Source organism: Microcystis sp. M109S1, from assembly GCF_020247025.1.
In the GTDB taxonomy this organism is placed as follows: Bacteria; Cyanobacteriota; Cyanobacteriia; order Cyanobacteriales; family Microcystaceae; genus Microcystis.
In genome coordinates this window covers 1-17,162 of the sequence record NZ_JADBRW010000087.1, presented here as the reverse complement: position 1 = coordinate 17,162, position 17,162 = coordinate 1, and the positions used below count along the sequence as shown (strand labels likewise).

Genomic DNA, 17,162 nt, shown 5'->3' with positions numbered 1-17,162 from the left:
TGTTTGCCTAATTGTTGGGCTTTATAAAAAGTTTTTCTAAAAAGTTTGTGCGTTACGGCAATATTTAGACCTTGATTTTTTCCCTAAAAACAATGGATTGCCTAACGCACCCTACGTTTATTTCTGTTTGCCTAATTGTTGAGCTTTATAAAAAGTTTCTAAACTGTCACTATCCCCGACAAAACGCCAGTGCCAAGGCTCATAATTGATACCCTGGGGATTGTTTTCGGGGAAAGATAACTCGAAACTATACTGAGCAGCGTTATTTTGCAACCAACGAAAAGCGGCAGTATTAGCAAAACTGGTACTTAAATTCGTTGCGGGAGCGCTACTATCGCCAATATCGATCGCATAACCGGTATGATGTTCACTGTAACCCGGAGGTGCGCTCACTTCTGCTCGTTTGCGGGTTGGCTGATTGCGTTGTTTTTTCACTTCAAAAAAGAGCTTTTCTTGGGTTGCTTTCGATCGAAAAGCCGAAATTGGCATTAAAATCACCCCCGACCTTCTTGCGTCACTCTGCATCTGGATAAAAGCCTTGGCTGCCGGTTTCCTTAAACGCATAGCACCATCCCCAGTAATAGGGGCTAATTCCGTCTCTGGAGCCTCTTGGTAGGGTAAATGACCTAGAATGTTCTCAATGGGGCTAGGAGTGGCTTTAATGACGGGTGAGGGGTTAATAACTGGTTTTTTTAGGGAAGCAGAGGGACGATTCAAGACTACTATGGCAATTATCCCAGTTCCCAGCAGAGCGAGTAAACCGCTTGCGATCGCAAATATCCCCAGAGAATTAGTAGTTTGTCTGTACTGGCTGTCCCGTAAAGCTTCGGGAATATCATCGATCGGTTTCACGGTTTACTTACCCTCCTCCAAGATAATTACATTATTCCCCGGCCACTCCATCTTGACGAGCAGCGTGTTGAACGGCGGCGGCCACAGCCGTAACTACACGACTATCAAAAACCGAGGGAATAATATTCTCTCGATCGAGATTAGCAGGAGTGATCAAAGAAGCGATCGCTTTGGCCGCTTCCAGATACATATTATCGGTGATTGCCCTAGCGCGACAATCCAGGGCCCCGCGAAATAATCCGGGGAAAGCGAGAACATTATTAATCTGATTGGGATAATCGCTGCGTCCGGTAGCCACCACTGCCACCAAATCATTGATTAATTCCGGTTGAATTTCGGGAATCGGATTAGCCATGGCAAACACGATCGCATCTTTAGCCATTCCCTTGACCATTTCGGGAGTCAATACCCCCGGTGCGCTCACCCCCAAGAAGACATCAGCGCCTTTAAGAGCATCCCCTAGCTTCCCACTGGCAGCCACGGCCCAAGCTTGTTTTTCTGGGGTTAAATCGTCCCGGTTTTGGGAGAGGATGCCATGGGAATCACAGAGGGTTATATCTGTAGCTCCTGCGGTTTTAAAGAGAGTAGCGATGGCGATTCCCGCCGCACCCGCACCATTAATGACGATTTTGACTGTATCAAGCGATTTTTTGACCAATTTGAGGGCATTAATCAGGGCAGCCAGGGAAACGATCGCTGTACCGTGTTGATCATCGTGGAAAACGGGAATATTTAATTCCGCTCGCAGACGTTTCTCGATTTCAAAACAGCGTGGAGCGCCGATATCCTCTAGGTTAATACCCCCAAAAACCGGAGCGATTCTTTTGACGGTTTCGATGATTTCTTCGGGGTCTTGGGTGGCTAAACAGATGGGAAAAGCATCAATTCCGGCGAATTCCTTGAATAACATCGCTTTCCCTTCCATTACCGGCAAGGCAGCCTCTGGCCCGAGATTTCCCAATCCTAATACGGCGCTACCATCGGTGACAACAGCGACGGTGTTACCCTTGATCGTCAATGAGTACACTTGTTCGGGTTGGTGGGCAATAGCGGTGCAGATGCGACCAACTCCGGGGGTGTAGGCCATGGCCAGGTCATCTTGGGAGGTGAGGGGAATACGACTTTCAATGGAGATTTTACCCCGACGATGGAGGTCGAAGGTGCGATCGGAAACTTTAAGAAGTTTAACATCCGGTAGAGCTTTAACCGCGGCGATAATCTGTTCCGCTTGGTCGGTACTAGCGGCATCAACCATAATCTCGCGGGTGCTAATCTTTAAATTGCGTTCGATCAGAGAAATTTGCCCTAAATTACCCCCGACATCGGCGATCGCATTGAGGACAGAAGCGAAGGTTCCCGCTTGATTGGGGATTTCTATCTTGAGACTTAAACTATAGCTAGGATTGGGCGTTAAATGAACCATGCTGAAGGCTTCCAATACTGATAAATATTGATTATCTTCTATCTGTGAAGGACTTTGGTATCTAATCGTGCAGTTTCTTTAGCTATTAGGGTCTCTCTGGGCCTAACACCAGTGGGACCACAGGGAGTCAAACTAGATCTGCTGTTTAAAAGGTATAGGGGTGTGGGGAGATGGGGAGATGGCAAATTAGGTTAGACTTCATCTTGATGAGAAAGGCTGTAAATATGACTAGAGAATTATATCCAGCGATCGATCCCTATTGTACTGGTTACTTAAAAGTATCGGATCTACACACAATTTATTATGAAGAAGTGGGCAATCCCCAGGGTAAACCGGTAGTATTTCTCCATGGCGGGCCTGGGGGTGGTATTGAAAGGATTTATCGTCAGTATTTCGATCCGCAGAAATGGAGAATTGTCCTGTTCGATCAACGGGGTTGCGGTAAAAGTACCCCTCACGCTGAGTTAAGAGAAAATAACACTTGGCTATTAGTGGCAGATATCGAAAAACTACGAGAATTATTAAAAATCGATCGCTGGGTAGTTTTTGGCGGTAGTTGGGGAAGCACCCTATCTTTAGCCTACAGTCAAACCCATCCCGAACGCTGTTTAGGCTTAATTTTGCGCGGGATATTTCTACTGCGGGAAAAAGAATTAAAATGGTTTTATCAAGAGGGAACCAGTTATATTTTTCCCGATATTTGGCAGAATTATTTAGCACCTATTCCCCCGGAAGAAAGGGGGGATTTGCTAACAGCTTATTATCGTCGACTGACTAGCGATAACCCCCAAATCCGTCTAGAAGCTGCCAAAGCTTGGTCAATTTGGGAGGGAAGTACCAGCAAATTAATTCCCGCGGACAATTTAATCGAGAGATTCGGTCAAGATAATTTTGCTGAAGCTTTTGCACGCATTGAATGCCATTATTTTGTCAATAAGGGTTTTTTAGAGACGGATAACCAACTGATCAAAAATGTTGATAAAATCCGCCATATTCCCGCGGTTATCGTGCAAGGACGTTATGATATTGTTTGTCCGATGATTTCTGCTTGGGAATTACATCAAGCTTGGCCGGAAGCGGAATTGATCATTGTTCCTGATGCGGGACATTCGATGACAGAAGTGGGAATTCGTAGTGCTTTAATTGAGGCTACCGATAAATTTGTTAACTTATAAATCACCTAATCATCGTGATGATTTTGCCAAATTTGTTCATAGGCTTTTTCCATATCTATCGTAAATTTTTTTCCATTCCAGAGGGGAGATGTATGACGAGATTGACGTAATTGATAACTGATTTCTTCCCTTAAATTTTCATCTAATCCTAACTTAATTCCCCACTGCACATATTCTTCATCACTCCAAGCTATACCCTGACTAATGCCGGCATTTTTCATAAAAGTATAGCTATTGCGGGCCGCAAATTGTTCACCAACCCTAGTGACTAAAGGAATCCCCATCCAGAGGGTTTCTAGGGTTGTGGTAGCACCATTATAGGGATAGGTATCGAGAACTATATCGGCAATTCCTAGATTAGCGCGATGGGTTTCTTCATTGAAATCATTGGGCAAAAATCTTAATCTATCTTGACTAATTCCCAATTCGTCGGCACTTTTGAGAAATAATTCTCGAATGGTTTCTTTATCGGCAAAACCTTTGATTAAAAGATAGCTATTAGGAACCTGTTGGAGAATCTGCAATTGCAGACAAATCATGTTTAAGGTGCGTTTTAATCCCGATTGCACGGTCATATAAATAATAGCATCATCGGGAATATTTAAATCTGTTCTTCTCCTAGTGGGAACACCCACTTCAAAACCATCCACGGATAAATAAGAGCTAGGAAGTCGGATGATTTTTTCTGAATAAATTTCTTCAGCATTTTCGGGTAAAACGTAGTTATCGGCAATAAAATAATCAATCGCAGGAATTCCCGACGCATCTAATCCTAACCAAGTTACCTGTATCGGTGCTGGTTTTAAAGCCATTACTAGATAAGTTGTATTATTGGTTAAGCTATCAAGATCCACTAAAATATCTAATTTGTCTTGACGAATTTGGGCAGTTATTTGTTCAATTTTTGCCGGCAAGTTATAGCTATAATCTGAGTTATTTTTAAACCATTTTTCAGTAATTTCGTCCGCTGCTTGGTTGACACAATAGGTGTAAATTTCAAATTTATCTCGATTATGATAGTGAAATAACCAGCGACTTAACCAACCCACAGAATGACGACGGAGAGTATAGGCAATATAACCAATTTTTATTTTTCTTGCTGGAGATTTTGGAGAAGAAACAGGAGCAATATAGTTATAGCGGGTTCTTACATCTGCTTGAAAAATTTCTGCTAGTTTACTTTGTAAATAGCGATTAATTTTCGGATTATCTTGATAGTAGGGAAGACAGCTAGTAACTCCTAAAATAGAGTCGATAATAAAGGGACGTGCATTAAATTGTTCGGCATTAATTTGTCGCTCGATTAGTTGTGTTAATTCATCGATAAATTTAGGTAAATTTCCCCAGTCTCCCTTAGCTTGTAAAATACCAATCACTAGAGAAATTCCGAACAGCTTTTCAGTATTTGTTTGGCAATTTTTATAAAAATTATCGGCAATTTCTAGAGCTTTTTTATAATCAACAATGTTGGTTTTATAAAGATTAAACAAACTATTTTTTAGGTATAAATCCTCTGGTAAAAAGCGCAAACAAAGTTCTACTAAATTAATAGCAAATACACTTTGTTTTTGTTGATAACCATAATTGACAATTGCTGAGATAACTTTGGCTGCAATTATTTCTGGATTATTGATATGTAAGGCTGCTAATTCTAAAAAGTGGATGGTATCAGTACAGGGGTAGATTAAAACTTTTTCTGTCACTCGCAGCAGTAAATCAAGATTAATTGCTGCTGTAGCTGTATTCTCTAACAGTTCAAATACACACCAATCACTGCACTTTTCCATCGCAAAATATTGGAATTGTATTTCCAATTCCATCAGATGCAGGAGATTATTTAAACAACTAGGATTAAGATTTTGTAGCTGCCATCGAATTAGATAACTTGTCTCTAGTCTTTGGGAATTTTCTTGTCTGGTTGCCTCTGCATCTAGGATTTGAGTTAAAGTTTCTATCCACCCCGATAATTCTGATTCGGCTGCTTGACTCAACACCAGTAACCAAGTAGCTTGTGCGTCTTCTTCTCTATCTTGTAAAAGATAGGCTAATCCTAGATAAAAATAATCCTCAATTACAGGAGAATTGTTTTCAGTTAATTGTTCATAAAACTGCAATACCAGTTGATAATTGTTGTCGTTTAAATGGGTTTGTATGTCTTGGTGCCATTGCATAGTTTTTATCCTCTAAGATTGACAATAAATATTCCACATTTGCCGATAAGCAGTTTCTAAATCTCTGGTAAATTGTTTGGCATTCCAGAGGGGAGATGTATGACGAGACTTTCGGAGTTTCCAACGGACTTCTTCTCTTAAATTTTTATCCAATCCTAACTTAATTCCCCACTGCACATATTCCTCATCACTCCAAGATATACCCTCAGTTATTCCCGCATTCATCATTAAAGTATAACCGTTGCGTGATGACCATTGTTGCCCCACTTTAACCACGAGAGGAATTCCCATCCAGAGGGTTTCTAAGGTGGTTGTACCACCATTAAAGGGATAGGTGTCCAAAACCACATCAGCGATGGCTAAATTTGCCCTGTAGGTTTCCGTCTGATAGAGAGGAAGCATCTTAATTCGATTAGTTTCTACCCCAACTTCTGCGGCAATTTGACAGAATAAATCCAGGAGGGAATTATCATCAGCAACTCCTTGAACCAGGAAATAACTATTAGCTACGGATTTGAGGATTTGCATTTGTAAGCGAATCATCGCAGGATTACGCTTAATTGCCGTTTGAGAACTTAGGTAAATAACCGCATCATTATTAATACCTAAATCTTCTCTTCGCAGGGTAGGAACGGCTATTTCAAAACCATCCACAGCGACAAAAGCGTCAGGTAAACGCCAGATTTTTTCTTGATAATATTCTTGGGCATTTTCTGGTAGTACATAAGCATCCGCTAAAAGATAATCTACTGCGGGTAAACCGGAACCATCAAAACCTAACCAGTTAACTTGAATAGGAGCAGGTTTTAAGGCAATAACTTTGGCAACGATTGCCCCAGTGCCACTATCTAAATCCACAAGAATATCGATGTTATCTTCTTTGATTTTGCGATAGGTTGCTAGGGAGTCAGCAGTAGCATGATAGATTTTATCTGCGGGATTAGAAAACCATTGTTTAGTTATTTCATCCACAGGTTGACTCACCATATAAAGGTGAATATCAAACTGCTCACGATTGTGATAATTAATAGTCCAACGACTCAATAAACCGACGGGATGACGTTTTAAGTTTTGGGCAATGTAACCAATTTTCAGTTTTTTATTGGCATTATCTTCTCTAGGTTTGTCAAAACTTTCCTCCTGAAAACCCAGCATTGCTTTGTAGGTTTCTTGGAAAAAACTGCCAATCTGACTTAAGAGCGGTCGATTCTCTTTCGGGTTATCTTCATAGTAAGAAATCGGGTTCATAACTGTTAGTAAAGCTCCCCGAACTAAGGGATGTATATCTTGGGGCTTTTTTTCTATAAATTCTTTAATTAAGTGTTTATACTCTTGACAAATACTAGGAATGTCATTCCATTTTGAGGCTCGTAAAGAACCACTAAAGAGGAGCGATTGACTAAACATTTTTAAATCAATCGTTTGACTTTTCTCTTTCAACTTATTGACTAAATTGATGGCTTTTTCATGGTCAGGTAAAGAGATATAAAACCAAAATAAATTAACTTCTAAGTACAAACTTTCGGGATAAAGGGGAAGAAAAGCTTCCGCTAAGTCAACGGAATAAATAGGTTGATATTTCTCAAAAGCAAAGCGTCCAGCAACAGTGATGACGTGATTAAGTAATTCTAGAGAATTGCCAAGATGGGGTAAACTTAACCGAACTAATTCTATGGTATATTCATGAGCGTAAGGTATGACGGCAATTACTACCCGTTCCAATAATTGAGAGTTAACTGAACCCTGATTAATTAATTCTAGTATTTGCCATTCTTGCAGTTGTTGAGGATGAAATCTATTTAATTTAATTTCAACGAGAGTTAAATGCAGTAAATTATCGAGATAACTGGGATTAATTTCCTGTAGATGTTTACGAATTAACCAACTGATTTCTAGATTTTCTAACTCTAATTGTCGGTTAGCTTCGGCTGCTAAAATATTGCTTAATTCTAGCAGCCATGAATCAGTTTCCTGTTCTTCTACTTGAGTGAAAACAAATAACCAAGTAGCTTGTGCTTCTTCTTCTTTTGCCTGCAAAAGATAGGCTAATCCTAAATACCAATAATAACTAATTTCTAGGGGTTCTCTTTCTATCAGTTCTTCGTAAAACTGACTAACAATATCGTATTGATTGTTTTCTAAAGCGGTTTTTACTTCATTTTGCCAAGACATGATTTAATTCTCCCTGATTAACTTTCACAATAGATTTGCCACATTTGACGATAGGCGCTTTCCACATCTTTAGTAAACTGACGTGCATTCCAAATCGGGGAAGTTTGACGAGAAGCTTGCAATTGCACGGCTATTTTTTTTCTTAATTCCTCATCCATTCCTAATTTTATTCCCCACTGAATATACTCCTCATCACTCCAAGCAATACCCTCGCTAATTCCCGCATAAGTCATAAAAGTATAACTGTTACGACTGGCCCATTGTTGTCCAACTTTTGTCACTACAGGAATACCCATCCAAAGAGTTTCTAGAGTAGTGGTTGCACCACTATAGGGATAGGTATCGAGTACCACATCGGCAATTTGGAGATTAGCGCGATGAATTTCTTCCTTAGCAACTCCTGAGAAAAAGCGCAATCTATTTTCATCGATTCCTTCCTCTTTAGCAATGCTGATAAATAAATCTTTGATAAGCTTTTCACTTCCCGCACCTTTGATTAATAAATAACTGTTAGGTACTGCTTTAATAATCTGCATTTGTAAGCGAATTGTGGCAGGATTTCTTTTTAATCCCACTTGCAAAGTTAAATAAGTAATTGCGTCTGCTGGTATGTTTAAATCCTCTCGGGTTAGCGTTGGTGTTCCGATTTCAAATCCATCCACGGCAAGATAACAGTTAGGCAAGCGCCAAAGCTTCTCTTGATAAAACTCTTGGGCATTTTTTTCTAGAACTAGATTATCTACAAGGAAGTAATCAATAGCAGGTATTCCTGTGGCATCTAATCCTAACCATGTTATTTGAATTGGTGCGGGTTTAAGTGCCATAACTCCACAGGTGACATCATGAGTTATACTATCTAAATCTACTAAAATATCGATGTTATCTTGATTAATTTTTTCGGCAATAATTTGGGGATTGGCAGGTAAATTATCATACTTATCCACCTTATTTTTAAACCATCGTTCCGTAATATCGTCCTCGACTTGATTGACTAGGTAGAGATGAATATTAAAGTCGTCTCGTTGATGATAATGAATTAACCAGCGACTTAAAAACCCGACGGAATGTCGCCGTAAAGTATGGGCAATATAGCCAATGTTTAGCTTTTTATTGACATCTTTAGGTTTATTGTACTTGGTAATAACGTGATTAAATTTTTTTCTAACTGCCTCTTGAAAAAGTTTGGCTAACTGATTACTTAACCAGCGATTACCTACTAAGTCATCTTTTAAATAAGCTAAGGGAGAAGTGATAGAAATAACCTCAGCTTGATTTCTCATTGGACATTGACACCGCTCTAAATTATTTTGAATTGCTTGATAATATTCTTGGGTTTTATTGTCAATATTTAACCAATTACCTGCTAAAAGTTCCGTATATAGCAGCAGATAAATACCATCCAGTTTTGCAGCTTTATCATTGGATAAATTCTTGATTTTATTAGCAGTTTCTAAGGCCAAATCAAAGTTACCAGTCTCGATATAGTATTGATGAATTTTGTACAAAAGTAGTAAGCGATCGGGTATAATATCTAGACAGCTAAGAGTCAAAATAACAGCATTAGTTTTATCGGTATAATAAATTTTTTCAATATGTTGTTCGATAATTTCCAATATTGCCGATTGTTGTGACTCTATTTTTAAAAGGTTTATGATAATATCCAGAACTTCTTGCGCTGGCCAATCTAGAAGTTTATAGATTGTGTGTAAGAGTAAATTTATATCGAAAGTTTCTAACTTGTTTGAATTAATTAAATCCACTATTTGCCAATCTTTAAGTTTTTGGGGATAAAAATATTCTAGCTTAATTTCTAACAGGACTAAATATAATAAATTTTCTAGGTTATCTGGATTTATCTGGTAGATATGCTGACGAATTACCCAGCTTAATTGCCAATTTTTTAGCTTAACTTGTCTTTGCGCTTCCCCATGCAAAATATTGACTAAATCTGCTGTCCACGCAGTCATTTCCTGTTCATCCCCTTGACTGAGGACGAATAACCAAGTAGTTTGTGCTTCTTCTTCCCTAGCTTCCAAAAGATAGGCTAATCCTAAATACCAATAATGACTAATTTCTAGGGGTTCTCTTTCTATCAGTTCTTGATAAAACTGGCTAACTTGCCAGAAATCTCCTTGGATAATTGCCGGTTCAACTTGGGAATGCCAAGACATAAGTATTTATCGTTAAGTGTCTCTACTAGCGTACCCAAATAGAAGCAAAATTTTTCTATATAAGTAAAATTTATCAGTCGCTCAGGGGTTTGGTTTTGGGGTTTTAGGGTTTTCGGGTTTTAGTTGAAATTCCCTATTCCCCCATTCCCCCATTCCCCACCCAGTTTCAATGGGTCTTAGCTTACCATCAATGTCAGCCAAGAGTCAGTTTTTTGAAAGATTTTCTAAATAAACCAATAAATCGGCCATAGCTTGAGAATCGGGCTGAAATTTGGGCATTGGTGGGGTTTTACCGCTAATTACCTGTTCAATCAGACTAATTCTCGATTTGCGATGGGAAACGTCCTCTAAACTCGGTCCGACGATGCCATCAGCAAACTGGCCGTGACAAGCAGCACAGTTAATCTGAAAGATTTCGTAACCGCGACTGACATTACCTTGTAGGGATAACACCTCTTTAATGTAGGGATCTGACATCTTAGCCAGATGAAAGGTGATTAAATAGGTGCTAATCAAGAACAAAACCACGATTATAACCATTAAGAATCGATAAAGTCCGAATTTTGGTTTAACTAACTGACTATTCACGCAAGCTGCCGAAGGAAAGATGAGTTTCTCTTTACATTTTGCAACTTTTTGCCCCAAAATTCCACCGCCGCTGCTAGAGATAGAGAAATGGGGAATAATATAAGACAAAAGCGCATCTTTTTCTAACCCTCTAGCAATGAACCTATTAACCAGACTGGAAGATTGGCCCTATATTATCTTACCTATCACCATCATCCTCAGTTTCCTGCTGTTGGGATGGCTCGTAGAACAGCGCGTTGTCAGTCAACTTTTATCGATTGCCAGAGAAAAAAACCTGCGTTTCTCGGAAGGGGTTTTACGTTCCCTGCGTGGATTAAGCATACTTTGGTTCGGACTTTTGGGTTTAAATATTGCCCTCTCCCTTCCCAATCTTCCCCTCTTTCCCTCCCTCATTTTCCTGAGCAAACAATTTCTGCTAGTGGCTTTTTTAGCTTCGGCCACTTGGGTTGTTGCTCAATTATCCGTGGAAATATTACGAGTTTATACCACGGGAGATGATGGCATTTCTTCCCTAACTTCCCTATTTGAATTTCTCGCCAAAGTTCTGATTTTTAGCTGCGGTTTTTTGCTTATTCTAAGCTCGATTGGCATTTCGATAACTCCGATGCTTACTGCCTTTGGTATTGGGGGTGTCTCCCTCGGTTTAGCTCTCCAAAATACCCTAGCTAATTTAATGTCGGGGATTAATATTATCACTTCTAAAAAAGTTAGACCGGGAGATTATATAGAACTGAGAACAGGAGAAGCTGGTTATGTGCGAGATGTGGATTTAAGATGCACAGTAGTCGAAGAAATTACCAATAATCTTTTGGTTATTCCCAATGCTCAGATCATTTCTTCTAGTTTCCGTAACTATAGTTTACCAGATCACTCCCTACTGGTTCCCGTGGAAGTGGGCATTAGTTACGATAGTGACTTAGAAAAAGTCGAAAAAGTTACCCTAGAAGTCATGCAAGAAATCGCCCAGTTATTGCAACCTAACCTCGGTGACTATCAACCCTTGATCCTTTATCGTAAATTCGATTACTATAGTATCCTGCTGACGGTTTATCTCAAGGTGGTAGAAGAAGAATTTTTTCAACATCTCACCATTAAACACGAATTTATTAAACTCCTACACCGACGCTATCAGCAAGAAGGAATTAAAATTCCCTATCCGATTTTTTTTCCCTATCCCCCCACTAATCCCTCTAGTTAACCTCAATTCGCTATCTCAACAAACAATTGAAATGCGCGGAAAACTTACAATTGATAATTCTCCTCAAAAAACTTACGAGTCATCGGTTGGGCAACTTCAATACCGTGGCCTTCTCCTAGTAATTCTAGGGGTTTTCCTTCCACTTGAATCCAGACTTTGGCATTGGGATCCCCAGTGGTAGTAGTATAGATGATTTGTGCCAAACGACCGATCAACATATCAGGGCCATCATCAGTGCCAAACTCGCGCGAGAGATTAATCTTAATTCCCGTTTTATCTACTTTTAAATCAAGTAATTTAGTCCCGGGGGGAATAGTAGTCATATCCGGAGGATTACTTGGACCGGCTAATAGGGTTTGCAATACTGCTGTTAACTCTCGGTCGTCGCTATCTGCTTTTTGAACGGTAATTTCTTGGGTGACTAATTGATTACCCGTATCAGTCACTTTTAACCAATAAACCTGTCGATTTTCCCTAACAGGAATAGCTGCAGGAGTTGCTGTCGGACTTGTCTCCACTGGACCGGGAGAAACTGGTTTAACAATTGGTGATTGACTTATCGGCGCCGGAGTAGGAGATTCAATCGGGTTTTCGCTGTTTTTCTGGGAGGAAGATAGGTGATGGACGGCAAACCAAGCAGTGGCCCCACCAGCAGTAAATAAAGCGAGGCCGATACCAATTATCCAAGGTAAAGAGATTTTATCGCTAGAGCGAGAACTAGGCATAATTCAGTTATCAGTTATCAGTTATCAGTTATCAGTTATCAGTCGAACTCTTTTATTCTCGCCACTTCCCCACTTCCCCACCACCCCACTTCATAATTCATAATTCATAATTCATAATTCCCATTTATTCTCCCCCCGCAACGCGCACGAAGTGGTCTCCCCACTTCCCCACTTCCCCACCACCCCACTTCATAATTCATAATTCATAATTCATAATTCCGATATCCTCTTTTCCGACCATTAAATTTAATTGGGGTTCCCCGATCGAGGTTCAATTCTGCCAAAGGCGGCTATACTCAGCTTATCATCGTCGATCTGCAATTGGAGAAGGCGGGCGATAATTCCTTGTTTCTCGAAGTTTTTTAAATCTAACTGGGTGGATATACCCTCGGCAAACCCCTTGAGAAGGCGCGAGGAGATGCGACGACCATTAAGAGTGGCTGTGGGGTCAATAAGCTCGATTTTTCGCCCCTGCACTAGCTTAAATCCCACTTCTAAGCTCAGATCGAGGCTGGCTGCGGGGCCGTCCGGCCCTTGGGTCTCTAGCTGCAGGCTGAGGGCGACTCGATTATTATTAAGAAAGTTAAAATTTGCTTGACTAAGTTGATATTTTGTGCTACTCGATTCTTCCCTAGAGGGAATCAGATTATTAATCAGGGTCTGAATTTGTTCTTTGACCGCTGCCGATTGTAAAGCTTGATTAACATTAGTTTCCGTGAGGACAAGATGCAATGCCCCCGCAGCCGGTCGGCGCAAGGCGGCGGCTAAACTGCCGTTTTTTTGCTGTAATAGCCGCAAATCGAGGCTAATTGGCTCAGTTTCTAGCTCGATCTTCTCAATGCGAACATCAGCAAGGGGATAAATTCCCCTTGCAGAAATGCGCACTCGATCGATTTTGCCTTGTAGAGCCTGATAATTGGGAGTATTATCGACCCTGACGGCTAATTGTTCCACTTTTTGGACTTGGGAGCGAAGGGTATGGGCTAAAACCGTATCGATAATTGCCCCCGCCGGAGTTAACAGGGTCAAAACACTAGCGAGAGTGATTGTTAGCCATTCCATCGCTCAATTACACCCATTCAGCTAAATTTTGCCAAGCATTAGTCAAAAGCTGACTTAACCAACGTCGTTGCACTTGATCTAAAATCGGGTCTTCTGCGAGAATTTCTTCAGTCAGATCATCGAGAGATTGACCCTGAGCGCGGGCCATTCTAATAATTCCCGCAATCACGGCAGCGATCATCTCCTCATCGACGGGAAGCTGTCGGAGGGCGGCAATTTCTTCGGGGGTAGTCGGGATGGGATAATTCATAATCAGATGGGGCTGGCTGTGTATTAATCTAGGTCTTTGACGCTCCCCGAAGCGCTCAGGCGAGGGGTTCTTGGTTCAACAAGTCCACTTACTTTAGATTCCTTGCGTTATCTAAAACAGAGGTGGTTCTTTCCCCAAGCGTTACTTTTCGTGCGCCCCACGATAGTTGTACTTCTACAAAATTTGCTTGAATTGAAGTATTAGCTTCAAATACTGTGTTGTCTAGTTCCTGCCAAGATTTTACCTACCTACAGGTAGAAACTAGAACAATTAGGTAGAACCCCAGATCTTTGATTGTCAAGGTACAGCGTTAGTCATTAGACTACTGGGCTTTTAGAGCGGTCGATTACCCTATCCGCTATACTTATACAGTAGCTAGTTTTCATGAGTAGGTCAAGATACTTAAAAGAAGAAGTTATTCGAGATTTTGCTCTTGAGACTAGACACTTACTTTTTAGCTGTGCTTCGCTGTTCTATGCTGGCGGAACCTTTCATCTCCGAGGTGAAACCGAGAGTTCCTTCAAGCCGACATTTTAGGTAAAGTTTTTTAAACTTTTTTCAGAAAACTTTTTGTGTAGTCTAGCGTAATCAGACCATTTTTGACTTGGTACTTTTGGGTATTTTTGGGTGTAATAGCTAAATCAAGATGAGAGAAATACTTTACAGAGAAATTCCGACTCCCGACTCGATCGCCGTTTATCAGTGGTTACAATCCGATTGGCAACCCGCTAGCGGTGTCAAGACAAATACACCTAACGGGGTGAGATTGCGCTTATCGGAGGCGATCGAATTGTCGATCTTTGTCTGGACGCTGCAACGGACTACTTATTTAAAAGTTTTCCGCTGGGGTGAGCGATCGCATGACCGAGAAACATCCCTGATTCGGCAGCTCGATCGAGCTTTACAAAAGCGTTTTCCGCCGCATTATAGCACGATACCAAACATCGATCAAAAAAATCACTCAATTTTTACAGATTTAGAAGCGGACTATCCCCTAACGGTTCACTACTTCCGCAAAATGCCGCAAGGGGAGGCGGATTTAGAACGTTTGTATTGGTGGGAAAAACGTTGGCGCGACAGTGCCAAAAATCCCCAACAACCGCGGCCGGTAATTTTCTCTAGCAGCGAGGAAAATGATCATCCCATCGCCTATGACTTAATTTATATTGGTGGTGCCTTGGGGGCAATTCACGCCGCACAGATGGCCAAATTAGGTTATCGAGTCCTCTTAGTAGAAAGACTACCTTTCGGACGGATGAATCGGGAATGGAATATCTCTCGATCGGAGTTTCAAAGTTTAATTAATTTAGGCCTATTTACTGCCGAAGAATTCGAGGAATTAATCTTCCAAGAATACATCGATGGCTTTAATAAGTTTTTTGATGGCAATAATCCCCCCCATCTGAAAGCCGAAATTCTCCATACTCCCACGGTTTTAAATATCGCCATTAATTCCGATAAATTGCTGCAATCCTGCGCTAAAAAAATACATGATCATGGCGGTAAAATTCTCGATCAAACCGAATTTATCAAGGCTGATATTACTGCCAATAGTGTTACTGTCACCCTTAATCATAGCGGGGAAATTCAACAGATAAAAGGCCGTTTATTGATTGATGCTATGGGTTCAGCCTCTGCCATCGCTTGGCAATTAAACGGAGTGCGTGCCTTTGATAGTGTCTGTCCGACGGTGGGGGCAGTAGTAGAAGGATTCGAGCCGCTGGTGTGGGATTCTCACTATGGCGATGTCTTAAATTCCCATGGCGATATTTCTAAAGGTAGGCAATTAATTTGGGAATTATTTCCGGGGGAAGGAAAAGAATTAACCTTTTATCTATTTCACTATCATCAAGTCCATCCCGATAACCCCGGTTCTCTGTTGGAAATGTACGAAGATTTCTTTACTATTTTGCCGGAATATCGACAGTGTGATCCAGAAAAATTAACTTGGAAAAAACCAACCTTTGGTTATATACCGGGGCATTTTAGCACAGGGAAAAAAGATCGAATTGTCTCCTTTGATCGCATTTTAGCCATCGGTGATGCTGCCTCCCTGCAATCACCGTTAATTTTTACTGGGTTCGGTTCTTTGGTGCGTAATTTAGAGCGCTTAACCCATCTTTTGGATACGGCATTGAAACACGATTTACTAACAGCTAAAGACCTAGAAAATGTGCGTGCCTATCAAAGTAATGTGGCGGTAACTTGGTTATTTTCTAAAGGAATGATGGTTCCCACGGGAAAAACCTTACCCCCCCAAAGAATTAACGCCATGTTAAACACATTTTTCGGTTTATTGGCCGACGAACCGCCGGAGGTTTCTGAAACTTTTATTAAGGATAAAACTGATTGGTTGACCTTTAGCCGTTTAGCAATTAAAGCGGCCAGAAAAAACCCCGCTTTACTGTTATGGATAGCAGAAATGGCTGGCAGTCAGGATTTAATTCGTTGGTTGGGTTCCTATCTCGATTTTAGCCTTGATGGAGTCAAAAATCTGCTTTTTGGTTCCTGGTTTCCCCAATGGTTAAAAAACTCCCAAAGCTGGCTAGAAAAAGACAATCCTCGCCTATGGTTAAAGTTATTGAGTTTTAATTATGGCCTAAGAAATTAAGTAGGAGACTCCGAGACTCCGAGAGAGCTATCGGGGATCAGATTTGAGTTTTTATACTAAATCCAGTTATTAAAGACTGATTATTTATTCCCACTTTTGCCTTTTCCATGAGTGTCTTTTGCCTGTCTTCATAAGTAGCCTATACTCAACGGATTTAGTATTAGTTCACTGTTTGTGGAGTTAAGAAACTGTTGGAAAAGTTAAAGAATGCGCTTACCTACAGGTTCTAACTGCGATGCTGATGTGAACTACTCTCAAGGTCGTTGAGAGCTTCCTATTTCACGGGGGAGGGTTCCTCAAGACGGACTTACACCCAGCTTTTGGTCTGACATCCCCTCTATAGGCAGTATCGCGCTTTTCCTAACGACAATATTCGTAAGCTTTCATCTCGAATATTTATTGCCGCATTTATGTCCCGGTCATGGATTGTTTTGCAATGCTCACAAGTCCATGTTCTAACATCAAGGGATAAACTACTCACTTGATTTAGACAGACATGACAAGTCTTAGAACTAGGGAAAAACCTATCAACTTCAATATAGGTTTTTCCTTGCCATTCTGCCTTGTATTTAAGCATTGTACAAAACATTCCTCAACTACAATCACTAATGGCCTTAGCTAAATTATGATTGCGTACCATGGCTTTAACATTGAGATTTTCTACCGCAATAACTTGGTTTTCGTTAACTATCTTACGGGATAGCTTGTTGAGAAAATCCTCACGACATCTTGAGATTTTAGAGTGAACTTTAGCTACTTTATCT

The 17,162-nt window shown here is 40.7% G+C and carries 12 protein-coding genes and 1 pseudogene; 3 read left to right on the top strand and 10 right to left on the bottom strand.

Going from position 1 to position 17,162, the window contains the following annotated elements; genetic code table 11:
- Positions 1–117: 117 nt before the first annotated feature.
- Both IM322_RS04315 and IM322_RS04310 read right to left on the bottom strand, forming a co-directional pair.
- Entirely contained in the window at positions 118–852 is a 735-nt protein-coding gene (locus IM322_RS04315; RefSeq protein ID WP_287078598.1) for a M15 family metallopeptidase, read from the bottom strand.
- Positions 853–883: 31 nt separating this feature from the next.
- Positions 884–2,275, bottom strand: a complete 1,392-nt coding sequence (locus IM322_RS04310) for an NAD-dependent malic enzyme (protein ID WP_287078599.1) — start codon at positions 2,273–2,275, stop codon at positions 884–886.
- Between the two features lie 224 nt (positions 2,276–2,499).
- Here IM322_RS04310 and pip point away from each other — a divergent pair, with 224 nt between their 5' ends.
- A complete protein-coding gene (gene pip, locus IM322_RS04305) occupies positions 2,500–3,450 on the top strand; it encodes a prolyl aminopeptidase (RefSeq protein WP_287672750.1) in 951 nt (316 codons plus the stop codon).
- Between the two features lie 5 nt (positions 3,451–3,455).
- On the opposite strand, the gene IM322_RS04300 is transcribed toward pip, so the two are convergent.
- The 4 genes from IM322_RS04300 to IM322_RS04285 form a co-directional block, all read right to left on the bottom strand.
- Positions 3,456–5,621: an O-linked N-acetylglucosamine transferase, SPINDLY family protein gene (locus IM322_RS04300; RefSeq protein WP_287672749.1), complete on the bottom strand. Its 2,166-nt coding sequence runs from the start codon at positions 5,619–5,621 to the stop codon at positions 3,456–3,458.
- A 12-nt stretch (positions 5,622–5,633) separates the two neighbouring features.
- The gene (locus tag IM322_RS04295) at positions 5,634–7,793 is read right to left on the bottom strand and encodes an O-linked N-acetylglucosamine transferase, SPINDLY family protein (protein WP_287672747.1); all 2,160 of its coding nucleotides are present in this window, start codon (positions 7,791–7,793) and stop codon (positions 5,634–5,636) included.
- Between the two features lie 17 nt (positions 7,794–7,810).
- The gene (locus IM322_RS04290) at positions 7,811–9,964 is read right to left on the bottom strand and encodes an O-linked N-acetylglucosamine transferase, SPINDLY family protein (RefSeq protein ID WP_287672745.1); all 2,154 of its coding nucleotides are present in this window, start codon (positions 9,962–9,964) and stop codon (positions 7,811–7,813) included.
- Positions 9,965–10,168: 204 nt separating this feature from the next.
- On the bottom strand, positions 10,169–10,660 hold the full coding sequence (locus tag IM322_RS04285) for a c-type cytochrome (protein WP_502863171.1): 492 nt from the start codon (positions 10,658–10,660) through the stop codon (positions 10,169–10,171).
- A 28-nt stretch (positions 10,661–10,688) separates the two neighbouring features.
- On the opposite strand from IM322_RS04285, the gene IM322_RS04280 reads away from it, so the two are divergent.
- Entirely contained in the window at positions 10,689–11,750 is a 1,062-nt protein-coding gene (locus IM322_RS04280) for a mechanosensitive ion channel family protein (RefSeq protein ID WP_287672743.1), read from the top strand.
- 44 nt (positions 11,751–11,794) lie between these two features.
- Here IM322_RS04280 and IM322_RS04275 read toward each other — a convergent pair whose 3' ends face one another.
- The 3 genes from IM322_RS04275 to IM322_RS04265 all read right to left on the bottom strand — a co-directional run bounded on the left by IM322_RS04275 (position 11,795) and on the right by IM322_RS04265 (position 13,787).
- Entirely contained in the window at positions 11,795–12,475 is a 681-nt protein-coding gene (locus tag IM322_RS04275; protein WP_287672742.1) for a GerMN domain-containing protein, read from the bottom strand.
- A gap of 246 nt (positions 12,476–12,721) precedes the next feature.
- On the bottom strand, positions 12,722–13,537 hold the full coding sequence (locus IM322_RS04270) for an LmeA family phospholipid-binding protein (RefSeq protein WP_287672740.1): 816 nt from the start codon (positions 13,535–13,537) through the stop codon (positions 12,722–12,724).
- A gap of 7 nt (positions 13,538–13,544) precedes the next feature.
- Positions 13,545–13,787 (bottom strand): hypothetical protein, encoded by a 243-nt coding sequence (locus tag IM322_RS04265; RefSeq protein ID WP_287672739.1) that lies wholly within the window; start codon positions 13,785–13,787, stop codon positions 13,545–13,547.
- 646 nt (positions 13,788–14,433) lie between these two features.
- Between IM322_RS04265 and IM322_RS04260 the strand changes: the two genes are divergently transcribed.
- Positions 14,434–16,398, top strand: a complete 1,965-nt coding sequence (locus tag IM322_RS04260; RefSeq protein ID WP_287672738.1) for an FAD-dependent monooxygenase family protein — start codon at positions 14,434–14,436, stop codon at positions 16,396–16,398.
- Between the two features lie 279 nt (positions 16,399–16,677).
- Here IM322_RS04260 and IM322_RS04255 read toward each other — a convergent pair.
- A pseudogene (locus tag IM322_RS04255) lies at positions 16,678–17,162 on the bottom strand (RNA-guided endonuclease TnpB family protein); the annotation flags it as partial.